Below are 13,648 nucleotides of genomic sequence, written 5' to 3'. Positions count from 1 at the left end.
CCTTAAAAATGTCCCGATACTTCGGGACATTTTCTTTTGGTATCGAGTATATTTGCCAAAAAAATAGGAATGCAGTTTTCGATCATTATCCCTGTATACAATCGACCTGACGAAATCGATGAGCTTCTTTCAAGTTTGGTGCAATCCACCTTTCCCGACTTTGAAGTCGTTATTGTAGAAGATGGATCCAGTATTGATTGTAAAGCCGTGGTGCAAAAATATGCGCAAAAATTGCAGTTGTCCTATTATTACAAAACCAATTCGGGTCCCGGCGACTCCCGAAATTTTGGGATGCGAGTGGCCAAGGGGGATTATTTTATCATCTTTGATTCCGATTGTATTATTCCCCCACACTATATGGCCGAGGTAGTCAAAGAATTACAATCCAATTATGTCGATTGTTTTGGAGGACCCGACCAAGCCCTGAAGTCATTCTCAACGATTCAGCGGGCGATCAATTTTGCCATGACCTCTTTTTTAACTACCGGTGGTATCCGAGGTGGTTCGGAGAAAATTGATAAGTTCCAACCCCGTAGTTTTAATATGGGGATTTCCAAAAAAGCCTTCGAAGCCTCCAAAGGTTTCGGAAATATACATCCCGGTGAAGATCCTGATTTGTCCATACGGTTGTGGAAAATGGGATTCAAAACGCGTTTGTTTAAAAAGGCCTACGTCTTTCACAAACGCCGGATTGATTGGGATAAATTTAGTCTACAAGTCCATAAATTCGGTAAAGCACGCCCTATTTTAAACCGTTGGTATCCCGAATATGCCAAGATAACCTTTTGGTTTCCGACCCTGTTTATGGCGGGTCTCTTGGTTTCCTTTTTAGGGTTATTGTTTTTGTGGGATTGGGGCATGCGAATGTATATGGGGTATTTTGCCTTAATTTTTCTGGTATCTTCCATTCAAAACCGCAATCCATGGATCGGCCTACTCTCAATTGTTGCGGTGTGGAAACAGTTTAAAGGATATGGAAGCGGCTTTCTTTTATCCCATTATCGAATCCATTGGCTTAAAAAAAATCCGCAAGAGGCTTTTCCTGAATTGTTTTTTACCACCAAAGAAGCCCGTCTCACCGAAGAAATTCATATTCACAAAGAAGCCGAAGAACCAATTCATAAGTCGGTCGAAAAGGCATTGGATAAATTCATAGCTCCTCTGCAGAAAATCGTAGATACCACCCCTGTAAAAACCAAAATTATCGGTTTAACAGGAGGAATCGGAAGCGGGAAAACTACACTTGCCCAGTATCTCATCGCCAAAGGATATCCCGTGTATATCTCTGACCTCGAGGCCAAAAAAGTAATGGATTTTCCCGAAATTGTGGCCCAAATTGCCACTTGTTTTGGAGAGGAGATTTACAATGAAGAACGAAAATTAAACCGGGAACAGTTGGCAGCCGTTGTTTTTAATAATCCCGAAAAGCTCAAACAACTCAATGCCATCGTGCATCCCGCAGTAAAAAAGCATTTTGAGCAGTGGCTCATTGCACACCAACGCGAACCCATTGTATTTAAAGAAGCAGCCATCCTTTTTGAAAGCGGAAGCTATAAAGATTGCGATGCCGTAATTACCATTACCGCTCCTTTAGAATTACGCATCGCTCGTGTGTTGAAACGCGATCAAACTACCCGAGAAAAAATACTACAAAGAATTAACAATCAACTCTCCGACGAAGAACGTGCCGCACGCAGTCAGTATGTCATTCAAAATGAAAATTTTGAAGAAACCAAGCACCAAATCGAGGAAATCCTCATTTCTTTGAAAAAAAAGCAATAAAACACGCCTGTGTTAATGTTTGGTTAATACATTAACATTCCAAATGTTAAAATCTTAATTTTGAGGTGATGAATAAATTTGTTTTTCGCCTCCTGGTTTTCTTAATGAGTATTTCCCTTTTGGGAATCATTTTGGTACAGGTATATTGGTTCAACAGTTCCCTGGAAAAAAGCGAAGAACAATTCAAATTTCATGTGAAGCAAGTCCTCGGAAATGTAGCCGAAAAGCTCGAAAAACAAGAGAAATACTCGTTTTTAAATCGCTATAACCAACTCAAGGACAGTACGGGTAAACTTCCTCAAAAAGAAGATTTTTTGGAGTATAAATACGTACAGCGAAACAAGAAAACAAATCAAACCATAATCTACTCCAACAGCATTACGATGGAGGATTATTATATCATGCAGTCGTTCTTTGATAAAAATGATGATAGTACAACCGTAAAAAACTTTACCACCAAGCGAAAAACTACTGTTTTCAACGGTAAAGAATTCGAGGACAAAGGCTTTCAGAATAAAATGACGCCCGATATTTCGATCGAGCGCGACGGTACTGTAGATATTCTCCAAGATGTTCAGTTTGAAATCGCCTACAAAGACGTAGCCGCACAAAAACCGATTCAAGAGCGAATTACGGTAGCTCAACTTAAGAATTTGCTCAACGCCGAACTTAAAGAATACGGAATCAATACTCCTTTTGAATTTGATGTCTACAGCAACGGCTTAGCGACCAAAATCAAATCAGAGCATTTTAATTACGATAAGTATTCCACCTATTCTATTCCGATTCTTATCGATAACGACGGTCACAACCGGTACAACCTCTTGGTAAATTTTCCCCAAAAGAAGAAGTTCCTCTTCTCCGAAATTTTAGCCATTACGCTGTTGTCCATCGTTTTTACACTCATCATCATTATTGCGTATGCCAATGCATTGCATCAGTTGATTAAACAACGTCAGATTTCTGAAATCAAAACGGACTTTATCAACAACATGACACACGAGTTCAAAACACCGATTGCAACCATCAACTTGGCCCTCGATGCCATTCGAAATCCCAAAGTCATCGAAGACAAGGAGAAAGTTTTTCGTTACCTTCAAATGATTCGCGACGAGAATAAACGAATGCATGCACAAGTAGAAAACGTTCTACGAATTTCCAAGCTCGAAAAGAAAGAGCTCGACATCAGCAAAGAGCCTCGTGACATCCATGAAATTATTGATGATGCTATTGAGCACGTGAATTTAATCGTAGAAAATCGCAACGGTAGCATTCAAAGTCATTGTGAAGCAACCCGAAGCACCGTATTACTCAACGATGTACATTTCACAAATGTAATTGTTAATATTTTGGATAACGCCATAAAATATTCTACCGAAGAACCCGTTATAGAAATACGCACTGAAAATATAAAGGATTTTATACTGATTAAAATAAAGGATAATGGGATAGGAATGAGCAAAACCGCTCAAAAAAGAATTTTTGAAAAATTCTATCGCGAACACACCGGTGACGTGCACAACGTAAAAGGACACGGGTTAGGTTTGGCGTATGTGAAGCGAATAGTGGACGATCACAACAGCCAAATCTTCGTGGAAAGCGAAAAAGGAAAAGGAAGTACATTCATCATTAAAGTCCCACTGATAAACTAGATTACCATGGAAAAAGAGACAAAAAAAATCCTACTTGTAGAAGACGACCAAAATTTTGGTGCCATCCTCAAAGACTACTTAACCCTCAACGACTTTGAAGTGACCCTGGCCAAAAACGGTATGGAAGGCTTCGAAAAATTCAAAAAAGATACCTACGACCTCTGTATATTAGACGTCATGATGCCCTACAAAGATGGGTATACCTTGGCCAAAGAAATTCGCGAGAAAAACAAAGAAATTCCGCTGATTTTCCTAACCGCCAAAACCATGAAAGAGGATGTTCTCAAAGGCTATAAAGTGGGCGCCGATGATTACCTCAATAAACCCTTCGATTCCGAAGTCTTGTTGATGAAAATCAAAGCGATTATGCAACGTAAATCGTCCGAAACCAAGGCCGAAAATACACAGTTCGAATTCACTATCGGGAAGTTTCATTTGAACTCCAAATTGCGCTTTCTTACCTTCCCTGGCGAAGAGCCGATCAAACTTTCACCGAAGGAAAATGAGTTGTTGAAACTTTTAGCGTTGTATGTCGAGGACTTGATGCCGCGCGAATTGGCACTGACCAAAATCTGGCGCGATGACAATTATTTTACCTCGCGAAGTATGGACGTATATATCGCCAAATTGCGTAAATATTTAAAAGACGATCCTAATGTCGAAATCCTCAACATTCACGGCGAAGGATTCCGTTTGGTAGTCAAAAAATAATTCCAGTCCCTGTCGTACGATGGGGATTTTTTTTGGGCGCTTTTCGGGCTATCTGTTTCAAGTCGCCCACCGCCCCAAAGCAAAAAAAAATCCCGAAAACAAGGGCTTCACAAGGTCGCCTTGTTTTCGGGGTTTTGCTCGTTGGGCCGTTAAGGCGAACTTTCCACGTCTATCCCGGCGCGACATCCTGCATCAATCGACCCAGTCCATCGCCAACGCGAAACAATTTTTTCCTTCATGCGACACAACAAAGACGCCCTCGTGGTGCCCGATTTCGGCTTCTTGACCTAAATGCATTTCCCGCATGAAATTCATGTCAAAAGCCCGCAAACGTCTTTCAAACAAACGATGCGGATCGCAATGATTCAAACACCATTCCAAGTATTTTACGTTATTGACATGATTCACGATATCCAAATCAGATACCCGAATACGGTAGTTTTCAACCGTTTCAAGCGAACTCGGCAATGCTATTTTTTGGGTGGGTAGAACTGTTGCGCGCTCGTCATAGCGCACAAAATGATCATTGGGTAATGCTAGCGTGTCAGGGCGACGGGTTTGGGTATTCAAAACCGCCCAATAGGTTTCACAACTTACCCATTTCTCATCGCCGTGCCATAACTCCAAACAACGGGTCGAGCGCGAATTCTCCAAAGCATGAATCCAGGTTTTCACGGTGACGGTATCTTGCCAGCGGGGCAAAGCGTTTATTTCGACCCGCATCCTGCTCAACACCCACGCCTGATGGTGGCGTTGCATGGCCCGATAACTCAGTCCGCCCAGATCGGCATGTGCTCCTGCCGTGAGTTGTAAAAGATTGCACAAATCGGTGTATTTCAGCATCCCATTGGGATAACACTGTAAAAAAGTAATGGTCCATTCTTGCGCATAGCGCGACGTAAACTGAGGCGATATAGCCATATTAGTGAATTAAAATGCCCAGCGAAAGTACGAGTTTATTTCCTCTTCCAAAATAATCCTCATCGGCGGGAGACGCCTTGATGTCACTATTGTATAAAAAAGCATAATGCAATCCGACATACCCTACAAAGGTTTTATCAAAACTGTAATTCGCATACGATCCCAAGCGTATTTCTTCCCAACTTTGACGGGCAAGGGTTGTGCCGCTTCGCGTGGCCCGATAGGTAATCCGACTTTGGCCGTACGCCAGCGTTGGATTCAACACCCACCGTCCGTTAAGCGGATGTTCATATTCAACTTGAAATAGGGCAGTGCTCGATTGAATATGACTAAAATTGCCAATCCGATTCGGATTGTTATTGCGGTAGCCTTGCAATTCCCACCCTACGGTAGCCCTAAAATTGGCTATTTTAACTAGAGACAAGCTGGTATGAAATCCTAAGGATTCGGTTAAATCGTCGGCAAAAAAATTGGAACCAACCAACTGAGGATACTGAAACCCAAAACGAAAAGCGGGATTGAAATCAATCCAAGGTTGTTTTTTTACTTTTTGCGCCTGAAGTCCAAGACTACTCCAAACGACAAGTATCATTGTTAGGCATTTTCGTTTCATAAATTTAAGGTGTAGGTTACATTCGATTCAGCAATTACAAGGGGTACAGTTAATTCGGACACTTGTTGGGTGAGTCCATTTTTGACTTTATACTGCAACGTACAGGTTTGATTTTTTCGCACTTGATAATCCAACGAAATCGGGTCTCCTGTGGTGAGGGTATTAAAATCATAGTTGGGAGTATAAATCATCCCCGTAAGTTTTAATTGCTCCAAAATACTATTCGGATTCACCGTATTGACAACAATAGTCACCGAAACCAAGTCAGTGGCTTTATACCGTACAAGTGTTCCGAGATTCCATTGCAATCCAGAAAAGTTGGATGTATGCAATCCAGTACAAAACAAGGGCAAATACGTACTGTTTTCTTCAAAAATCAACTCAGCCCCCTCATTCGGTCGAAATAGCGTTAAGCGGAAAGCACCTTGTCCATCGGTCACGGTTTTGTAGGTGGCAGTATCGTACCCATCGTCACCATACGAAGCTCCGAGGTAGGCTCGCTGGTTTGGGAGCGGTTGGTTGTACGCATCGACAACACGTCCTTCGATATTGATAATTGTTTCTCCGTCATAAGGAATGCCACAACCGGCCAAAAACAAGAGGAGTAAGCCACTAAGTAATCGCATAAATAAAGGTTTATAAAGAAGATGAATTCAAACGTTATAGGTTGCGTTGCTGGGTAGAAAAAGGCAACGATTTAACAATTTCTTCCCATGGAGTGGTGTAAGGAAACCAAAGCGTCTCAGGATCGCGCTTGAACCAGGTCATTTGTCGTTTCGCAAATCGGCGGGTATTCATTTTGATATTTTCAATAGCAGTTTGCAAGTCCACATCACCCTCTAGATAAGCAAATAATTCGCGATAACCTACCGTTTGAAGGGCGTTTAAGTGGCGTTGCGGGTAGAGGGCACGAACTTCTTCCAAAAGTCCGTCGGCCATCATGTGATCCACTCTCCGATTGATACGGTCGTACAATTCGTGGCGTTCGGCTTCCAATCCGATACAAATCCACTGAAAGGGACGCACCTTTTCTTTTTTTCCAATAAAGGAGGAGTAGGGTTTTCCCGTGCCTAAGCAAACTTCGACAAAACGTTTCATCCGTTGTGGATTTTGTAGGGTTTGCGGATTCTCAGCCGTCAATTTGGTGAAGTAGTGCGGGTCCAAGGACTGCAAAGTTTCTTGCAAATAGGCCAAACCTTCTTCTTCAAAGCGTTGGTTTATCGTTTCGCGGATTGTCCCCTCTAGAGCTGGAAATTCATCAAAGCCGTGCAAGACCGCATCAACATACAGACCCGATCCTCCTACCATTATTTGAATTGGATTTTTTTGAAACAGTTGGTTTAGCAATTGCAATGCTTCCGTTTCAAAGTTGCCCACATTATAGGTATCCTGTATCGAAATATGTTGGATGCAATGGTGGGGTACGGCTGCAAGTTCTTCGGGGCTAGGAACTGCGGTACCGATGCGCATTTCTTTGTAAAATTGACGGCTGTCACAGGATAAGATTTCACTGCCAAAATGCTTTGCTAATGCTATGGCCAGAGCTGTTTTCCCGATGGCCGTGGGACCGATAACCGTAATTAAAAGAGGAGGCGCTTGCATGGGTTCAAAGGTAGCAAAATGGTTCTATTGACAGGTAATTTTGGTTTGGATGCGATTTAAAATTTTACGTCAAATCAAAGGCTTACCAACAATGAGGGGAGATGTTGTTTTTCAGTAGCCCTTCATAAAAATTAAAATGTGAGCACTTTCAAGACTTTATTACGGCGCAAATAACCCTGAATAATGGAGCGTGTATCCCGGTTGTTTTGCATCGGGATGATTAGATTTTTTAAAATTTCGAGGTTGTGAATTTGGTAATTCAAATCGTAAAAACAATACCCTTTGTAAATGCCATTTTCAATTAAAACAGCACTGCGTTCGTCGGTACGTCGGCCGCGATCGATAACCACAAGGGTTTGGTTGCCCAATTGCGTTTCTTCAAGGTAAGCTTCGACACGAACGTTGTAACTATCGGGGGCTTCGACACCAATACAAGCCCCAGCACACTCTTTAATTTTGTACTGAAAGCAACTGTTTTGGGTTTCATACAACCCATTGATTTTTTGGCAAAGTTGGAATTTTTCGGTGATACGAAATAGATAGTTTTTCCCTTCTTGAACACTACTGAAAGCCGTAATTTCTTTTTTTCGCCCGTCGGCTTTTTGAAGTGAAAGACCTAAATACCCTTGATCGTTGAGGACTTCATACAAGGCCCACTGAAAAATACTTTTGCGTTGCGCCCGGTTGTAAATGGGTTTGTTTATCTTGATTTCTTCACTTTCTTTGAGCAAAGCAATGAGTTCGCTGCCCGTTTCTTCATAGGTGACGGCAAACACTTCGCGTTGAATTTTTTTGCTTTTGCTGGTCGTCCCCGTAAAATGTTGGTTCACCCGTTTTTTGATGTTTTTACTTTTCCCAATATAAATCAAATCGCCATTTTCATTGTGGATGTAATAAATTCCTGTCTTTGTAGGTAGGGCTTCCACGATATCGAGAAGTTTTGGGGAAAGTCCCGACTTAATTTCGGTTTTCACCAATCCTTTGAGAATTTCTTTTTCGGTGTCTTTGGCGAGCAGTAGTTTAAATAATTTCACGGTAGCCATGGCATCACCACTCGCGCGGTGACGGTCGGCCATTGGGATGCCCAAAGCACGAACTAATTTACCAAGACTGTACGATACTTGGTCGGGAATTAATTTTTTGGACAATTCTACCGTGCACAAAGTGGGACGCTTAAATTCGTACCCCAATCGCTGGAACTCCGTGCGAAGAATGCGATAATCAAAAGAGGCATTGTGCGCAACAACGATACAGCCTTCAGTAATTTCGATAATGCGTTTGGCAATTTCAAAAAATTTGGGAGCACTGCGAAGCATAGCATTATTGATCCCCGTTAACTTCACCACAAAGGGTTGGATAGGTATCTCGGGATTGACTAAGCTAATAAATTGATCGACAACCTCATGTCCATCAAATTTGTAGATAGCAATTTCGGTAATGCCTTCTTCGTTGTATTGGCCGCCGGTAGTTTCTATGTCGAGTATACAATACAATGTTAATGCAATACCGTTTGTGTTACGTTTATAATTGACACAAAAATACACCTTTCCATGATACGAAAAAAGGCAAGTAGGCTTTTAGCGTCAAGGATTTATGAATAGTTACGAACACCAAAAATGCTACTCCCAATACGCACCATGGTACTACCGCAGTCTATAGCCAGTTGATAATCGCCCGACATCCCCATGGAAAGAGTTTGAAGTTGGAAATTGGGCCATTGAACCGATTGATACTGGTCAAAAAGCGATTTTAAAAATTGGAATTCTTTTTGAATCTGTGCGTTGTCCTCGGTAAATGTGGCCATCCCCATGAGTCCGATGACCTTAATATTTTGCAGGCTATGAAATGACGCTGCGTTTAGAATTGCTTCGAGTTCGCTAGCATCCAAGCCGAATTTGGTCTCTTCTTCGGCAATGTGGATTTGGAGTAAGCAGTCGATAACACGGTTATTTTTTGCCGCTTGTTTGTTGATTTCTTGCAATAATTTCAAACTGTCTACGCCGTGGATTAATGCCACATAAGGAGCCATATATTTGACTTTATTGCTTTGTACATGCCCTATCATGTGCCATTCAATGTCTTTGGGAAGTTGCTCCCATTTTTCCGTCATTTCTTGGATTTTATTTTCACCAAAAATGCGTTGCCCTGCCGCATAGGCTTCCATCAGGTCGCTTACAGGTTTGGTCTTCGACACCGCTACCAACGTAACTTCAGGGGGTAGTGCGGCTTTGATATTCTGGATGTTTTCGGCGATCCGCATAGCGTTTGGGGTTATAATTCATAGACCAACAGGCCACTTCGAAATTTAGGTTCGATATACGTACTCTTTGGTGGCATAATCAATTTTTGGTCGGCTAAAGCTTTGATTTCAGCAATATCCGAAGGGTAGAGCATGAACCCTACTTCAAATTCTCCTTCATCGACCAATTCTTTCAAAGTCAGTAACGATTGTTTTCCCGGCAAGTATTCAATACGTTCATCATTGCGAAGATCTTCAATACCCAAAATGGGATGCAAAACATAATCGTACAGAATTTGCGCGTCCAAATTTTCTAAAAGTCCCGCATTGGGATGCTCTTGTTTGTAAAATAAGGCGTAAAAATTGCCATCCAAATACATGCCAAATTCAAACTTATCCTGGGGTTTCCACAATTCTTGTCCCTTGGGTTTGAGGATAAAATGGGCCTCTAAGGCTTCTAGAAATGCTTCGCGAGAATGGCCGTTCAAATCGCGGATGATTCGATTAAACTCGTAAATCTTTACATTGCTTTCGGCGATTAAAAAACTCATAAAAGCATTTACGTTGGGATGGTGTTCATCACCTACTTCATCATACAATAATTCAGCCGAAGCCGAACGGTGGTGACCATCGGCAATATAAAGTTCGGGGATAGCCTCAAATTGCGTTTGAATCCATTGAATTTCCTCGGGGTGATCGATGCGCCAAAGCGTATGTTTCTCTTTGTTGGTTGTCGAAAAATGGTAAAGCGGTGCTTCTTGTTTTTTCTGGTCGATCCAGGAATTTAATGTCTCACGGTCGGGATAAGTGATCAAAACGGGCTCGGTATTAAATCCGGTTTGATGCAAATAATCTTTGAACAATTCCACCCGGTATTGCAAGGTATCTTCGTGCTTTTTGATGACCTCTTTTTTATATTCCTCTATCAAAGTGCCCCCTACAATGCCTGTAAAGGTTTGGTTTTTCGTTTGAATCTCATACAAATACAGGGCGGGCGTGTCTTCGGAGACGAAAATGCCATCCTCTTTGAAGTCCTGGTATTTATGCGCCACGCCTTTGAACCGTTTGTCTAAGGTGATTTTTTGGGCATACATGTAGGCTGGGTTGATGACATGCAAAAACGAATAGGGATTAAAATTGAGCCATGCTGCCAATTCAGCCGGACTGTAATCGTCGTAATTTCGGCACGTCACTAGAGCAACTTTATCCGCTACGGGCCGAACCGCTTTGAAAGGGAGCAGGGTGGACATTTTGAATTTTGAATTATAAATTATAAATTATGAATTATGAGTTATGAATTATGAATTATGAGTTCGTTGTGCTAACGACTAAAGTCTAACATCTAACGACTAACGTCTAAAGTCTACTTCAAAAACTGCTTAGCGACTTTTTCTGCTTTTTTACTCTCGCTATAATCATAAAAACCTTCACCTGATTTTACACCCAATTTACCCGCCATGACCATGTTAACTAGCAAGGGGCAGGGGGCGTATTTCGGGTTTTTGAAACCATCATACATAACATTCAGTATGGACAAACACACATCCAATCCGATGAAATCCGCCAATTGCAAGGGACCCATCGGGTGTGCCATACCAAGTTTCATAACGGTATCAATTTCATAAACGCCGCCCACACCATTGTATAAGGTCTCAATGGCTTCATTGATCATGGGCATTAAAATTCGGTTGGCGACAAAGCCAGGATAATCGTTGACTTCAGTGGGAATTTTACCCAATTGCACCGATAAATCCATAATGATTTTGGTTACTTCATCGGAGGTACTATACCCGCGAATAATTTCCACCAACTTCATAATCGGTACGGGATTCATAAAATGCATTCCAATAACCCGTTCGGGGTGCACGACTTGGGCCGCGATTTGGGTGATGGAAATAGAAGAGGTATTGGTGGCTAAAATGACGTTGTGCGCACACAAATCACTTAATTGTTTGAAAATATTCAGCTTTAAACCTACATTCTCCGTAGCGGCTTCAACCACCAAATCAACGCCGACCACACCGTCTTTCATGTCGGTGTAAGTAATTATGTTGCCAATGGTTTTGTGTTTGTCTTCCTCAGATATACTTCCTTTGGCTACCATACGATCCAAATTGGTGGCGATGGTTTGCATCCCTTTTTCCAAAGATTTTTCAGAAATATCAATCAATTTTACGGTGAATCCGCTTTGTGCAAAGGTATGAGCAATGCCATTTCCCATCGTTCCTGCACCAATAACTGCAACTGTTTTCATTCGTATTTTATCTTAGTTTGTTTTGTTTTTGTTTTTAAAATGAGCCTCTTATTTCTGACGCTCCATCGCTTCAATAATTTGGTAAGCCACGCGTAACGCCTCGGTTCCATCTTCAAGCGTAACCACAGGTGTAGTATGGTTTTGAATGGCCTCTGCAAAGGTTTCCAATTCTTCCAAAATAGCATTGTTGGGCGCTACAGCAGGATTATCGAAGTAAATTTGTTTCCGTTCGCCTTCCGCATTTTGCAAAATCATATCAAAATCCCCGGGATTTTCAGGAGCTTCTTTCATTTTTACAACTTCGCAAACCTTATCGAGGTAATCTACGGAGATGTAAGCATCTTTTTGGAAAAAGCGCGACTTACGCATGTTTTTCATCGAAATTCGACTTGAAGTGATGTTGGCGACGCAACCGTTTTCAAATTCCAAACGAGCGTTGGCAATATCGGGCGACTGACTTAAAACCGATACCCCACTGGCGTGTACCGCGACCACTTTAGATTTAACAACGCTGAGAATCGCATCGATATCGTGAATCATCAAATCCAACACAACAGGCACATCGGTTCCCCGCGGATTAAATTCTGCCAAACGATGGGTTTCAATAAACATGGGATTCTCAATTTTATCCCGAACGGCTTGAAAGGCAGGGTTAAAGCGTTCCACATGACCCACTTGCCCTTGAACTCCATATTCACGGGCTAAAGCAATAATTTCTTCTGCTTCGGCCACCGTAGTAGCAATGGGTTTTTCGATGAATACATGTTTCCCCGATTTAATAGCTACTTTGGCACATTTGTAATGCGATAAGGTTGGCGTTACAATATCGACAACATCCACCGCATGAATCAGTTTGGCGATGGTGTCAAAACGGTGGTATCCCAATTCGGCAGCTATTTTTTCAGCATAGTCGGCATTTTCATCATAAAAGCCTACCAATTCGTATTTTTCAGATTGTTGTAAAAGTCGCAAGTGAATTTTTCCTAAGTGGCCTGCACCGAGAACGCCTACTTTCAGCATAGTTTGATATTTTTATCAAAAGTAGCAATAAATCAAAAAACAATCATGGGCAAGCGTCAGAAAATATTCTCGATTTTTTGCTGTATTTTTCAGGTGCTTTTCCATTTGCAACTTGGCGGATTTCCGTGTACTTTTACGCTCGAAAAAATAGTTTTTTGTGAAAGACACTCCAAAACATCAAGGCATGCGTAATCAATTGGTTACCCAATTACAATCCAAAGGGATTAGTGATACTGCCGTTTTGGAAGCTATTCGACAAATTCCACGCCACTTATTTCTCAACTCCTCATTTGAAGATTTTGCCTACCAAGACAAAGCATTTCCCATTGGCGCAGGACAAACCATTTCACATCCCTACACCGTTGCTTTTCAATCGCAAGTGCTTCAAGTTCAAAAAGAACATAAAGTCCTCGAAATCGGAACGGGGAGTGGGTATCAAACCGCTGTGCTCTGTAAATTGGGTGCCAAAGTATATTCGGTAGAGCGTCAGAACGAACTTTTCAAAGCCACGTCCTTGCTTCTTCCCAAATTGGGTATCCGCCCCAAGCATTTGTCGTTTGGCGATGGCTACAAAGGATTGCCTCAACATGCGCCTTTTGATCGTATTATCGTTACAGCCGGAGCCCCTTCGATACCGCAAGCCTTGATGGCTCAGTTAAAAATTGGCGGTCGACTCGTGATTCCCGTGGGTGAAAAAGAACAGGTGATGACCCTGTTGATTCGAAAAAATGAAACCCAGTTTGAAAAGCACGAATTGGGTGAGTTTAAATTTGTTCCCTTACTGGAAAATAAAAATTAACAAGATATTCAATTTTCTTTCTATATTGTCGTTTGATTAGAAACCAAACTACTTT

The 13,648-nt window shown here is 41.8% G+C and carries 13 protein-coding genes and 1 pseudogene; 5 read left to right on the top strand and 9 right to left on the bottom strand.

Features of this window, described 5'->3' with window-relative positions:
• Positions 1 to 69: 69 nt before the first annotated feature.
• From BUC17_RS14250 to BUC17_RS06115, 4 genes and pseudogenes are all read left to right on the top strand, one after another.
• Positions 70 to 1,056: pseudogene (locus tag BUC17_RS14250) on the top strand (glycosyltransferase); the annotation flags it as partial.
• Positions 1,048 to 1,782 carry a dephospho-CoA kinase gene (gene coaE, locus BUC17_RS14245; RefSeq protein WP_234977692.1) on the top strand — a complete coding sequence of 245 codons (735 nt, stop codon included), beginning with the start codon at positions 1,048 to 1,050 and terminating at the stop codon, positions 1,780 to 1,782. The pseudogene BUC17_RS14250 and the gene coaE, both read left to right, overlap by 9 nt.
• Before the next feature lie 68 nt (positions 1,783 to 1,850).
• The gene (locus BUC17_RS06120; RefSeq protein ID WP_073362619.1) at positions 1,851 to 3,434 is read left to right on the top strand and encodes a sensor histidine kinase; all 1,584 of its coding nucleotides are present in this window, start codon (positions 1,851 to 1,853) and stop codon (positions 3,432 to 3,434) included.
• A 6-nt stretch (positions 3,435 to 3,440) separates the two neighbouring features.
• Positions 3,441 to 4,145: a response regulator transcription factor gene (locus tag BUC17_RS06115; RefSeq protein WP_073362617.1), complete on the top strand. Its 705-nt coding sequence runs from the start codon at positions 3,441 to 3,443 to the stop codon at positions 4,143 to 4,145.
• A 192-nt stretch (positions 4,146 to 4,337) separates the two neighbouring features.
• On the opposite strand, the gene BUC17_RS06110 is transcribed toward BUC17_RS06115, so the two are convergent.
• The 9 genes from BUC17_RS06110 to BUC17_RS06070 all read right to left on the bottom strand — a co-directional run bounded on the left by BUC17_RS06110 (position 4,338) and on the right by BUC17_RS06070 (position 12,794).
• Positions 4,338 to 5,066 carry an acyl-[acyl-carrier-protein] thioesterase gene (locus tag BUC17_RS06110; protein ID WP_073362615.1) on the bottom strand — a complete coding sequence of 243 codons (729 nt, stop codon included), beginning with the start codon at positions 5,064 to 5,066 and terminating at the stop codon, positions 4,338 to 4,340.
• A gap of 1 nt (position 5,067) precedes the next feature.
• Positions 5,068 to 5,658: a hypothetical protein gene (locus tag BUC17_RS06105; protein WP_073362614.1), complete on the bottom strand. Its 591-nt coding sequence runs from the start codon at positions 5,656 to 5,658 to the stop codon at positions 5,068 to 5,070.
• A gap of 17 nt (positions 5,659 to 5,675) precedes the next feature.
• A complete protein-coding gene (locus tag BUC17_RS06100) occupies positions 5,676 to 6,305 on the bottom strand; it encodes a hypothetical protein (protein ID WP_073362612.1) in 630 nt (209 codons plus the stop codon).
• Positions 6,306 to 6,339: 34 nt separating this feature from the next.
• Positions 6,340 to 7,281, bottom strand: a complete 942-nt coding sequence (gene miaA, locus BUC17_RS06095) for a tRNA (adenosine(37)-N6)-dimethylallyltransferase MiaA (RefSeq protein ID WP_073362610.1) — start codon at positions 7,279 to 7,281, stop codon at positions 6,340 to 6,342.
• Positions 7,282 to 7,412: 131 nt separating this feature from the next.
• Positions 7,413 to 8,774, bottom strand: coding sequence for an exonuclease domain-containing protein (locus BUC17_RS06090; RefSeq protein ID WP_073362710.1), 1,362 nt, complete (start codon positions 8,772 to 8,774; stop codon positions 7,413 to 7,415).
• 98 nt (positions 8,775 to 8,872) lie between these two features.
• The gene (locus BUC17_RS06085) at positions 8,873 to 9,541 is read right to left on the bottom strand and encodes a YggS family pyridoxal phosphate-dependent enzyme (protein WP_073362609.1); all 669 of its coding nucleotides are present in this window, start codon (positions 9,539 to 9,541) and stop codon (positions 8,873 to 8,875) included.
• An 11-nt stretch (positions 9,542 to 9,552) separates the two neighbouring features.
• Positions 9,553 to 10,770: a DUF1015 domain-containing protein gene (locus BUC17_RS06080; RefSeq protein ID WP_073362607.1), complete on the bottom strand. Its 1,218-nt coding sequence runs from the start codon at positions 10,768 to 10,770 to the stop codon at positions 9,553 to 9,555.
• 113 nt (positions 10,771 to 10,883) lie between these two features.
• Positions 10,884 to 11,774, bottom strand: coding sequence for a 3-hydroxyacyl-CoA dehydrogenase family protein (locus BUC17_RS06075; protein ID WP_073362605.1), 891 nt, complete (start codon positions 11,772 to 11,774; stop codon positions 10,884 to 10,886).
• Between the two features lie 48 nt (positions 11,775 to 11,822).
• The gene (locus BUC17_RS06070; RefSeq protein WP_073362604.1) at positions 11,823 to 12,794 is read right to left on the bottom strand and encodes a Gfo/Idh/MocA family protein; all 972 of its coding nucleotides are present in this window, start codon (positions 12,792 to 12,794) and stop codon (positions 11,823 to 11,825) included.
• Between the two features lie 157 nt (positions 12,795 to 12,951).
• Here BUC17_RS06070 and BUC17_RS06065 point away from each other — a divergent pair, with 157 nt between their 5' ends.
• On the top strand, positions 12,952 to 13,593 hold the full coding sequence (locus tag BUC17_RS06065; RefSeq protein WP_073362602.1) for a protein-L-isoaspartate(D-aspartate) O-methyltransferase: 642 nt from the start codon (positions 12,952 to 12,954) through the stop codon (positions 13,591 to 13,593).
• The last annotated feature ends 55 nt before the right edge of the window (positions 13,594 to 13,648 follow it).

Origin of the sequence: Flavobacterium fontis (assembly GCF_900129405.1) — a bacterium.
Taxonomy (GTDB): domain Bacteria; phylum Bacteroidota; class Bacteroidia; order Flavobacteriales; family Flavobacteriaceae; genus Flavobacterium; species Flavobacterium fontis.
This window is presented reverse-complemented; position numbering and strand designations above follow the sequence as displayed.

Bases quoted from the DNA above. Each gene is read 5' to 3' on its own strand.
- BUC17_RS06120 (WP_073362619.1), top strand. From the start codon at position 1,851: ATGAATAAATTTGTTTTTCGCCTCCTGGTTTTCTTAATGAGTATTTCC.
- BUC17_RS06115 (WP_073362617.1), top strand. From the start codon at position 3,441: ATGGAAAAAGAGACAAAAAAAATCCTACTTGTAGAAGACGACCAAAAT.
- BUC17_RS06110 (WP_073362615.1), bottom strand. From the start codon at position 5,066: ATGGCTATATCGCCTCAGTTTACGTCGCGCTATGCGCAAGAATGGACC.
- BUC17_RS06105 (WP_073362614.1), bottom strand. From the start codon at position 5,658: ATGATACTTGTCGTTTGGAGTAGTCTTGGACTTCAGGCGCAAAAAGTA.
- BUC17_RS06100 (WP_073362612.1), bottom strand. From the start codon at position 6,305: ATGCGATTACTTAGTGGCTTACTCCTCTTGTTTTTGGCCGGTTGTGGC.
- miaA (WP_073362610.1), bottom strand. From the start codon at position 7,281: ATGCAAGCGCCTCCTCTTTTAATTACGGTTATCGGTCCCACGGCCATC.
- BUC17_RS06085 (WP_073362609.1), bottom strand. From the start codon at position 9,541: ATGCGGATCGCCGAAAACATCCAGAATATCAAAGCCGCACTACCCCCT.
- BUC17_RS06080 (WP_073362607.1), bottom strand. From the start codon at position 10,770: ATGTCCACCCTGCTCCCTTTCAAAGCGGTTCGGCCCGTAGCGGATAAA.
- BUC17_RS06075 (WP_073362605.1), bottom strand. From the start codon at position 11,774: ATGAAAACAGTTGCAGTTATTGGTGCAGGAACGATGGGAAATGGCATT.
- BUC17_RS06070 (WP_073362604.1), bottom strand. From the start codon at position 12,794: ATGCTGAAAGTAGGCGTTCTCGGTGCAGGCCACTTAGGAAAAATTCAC.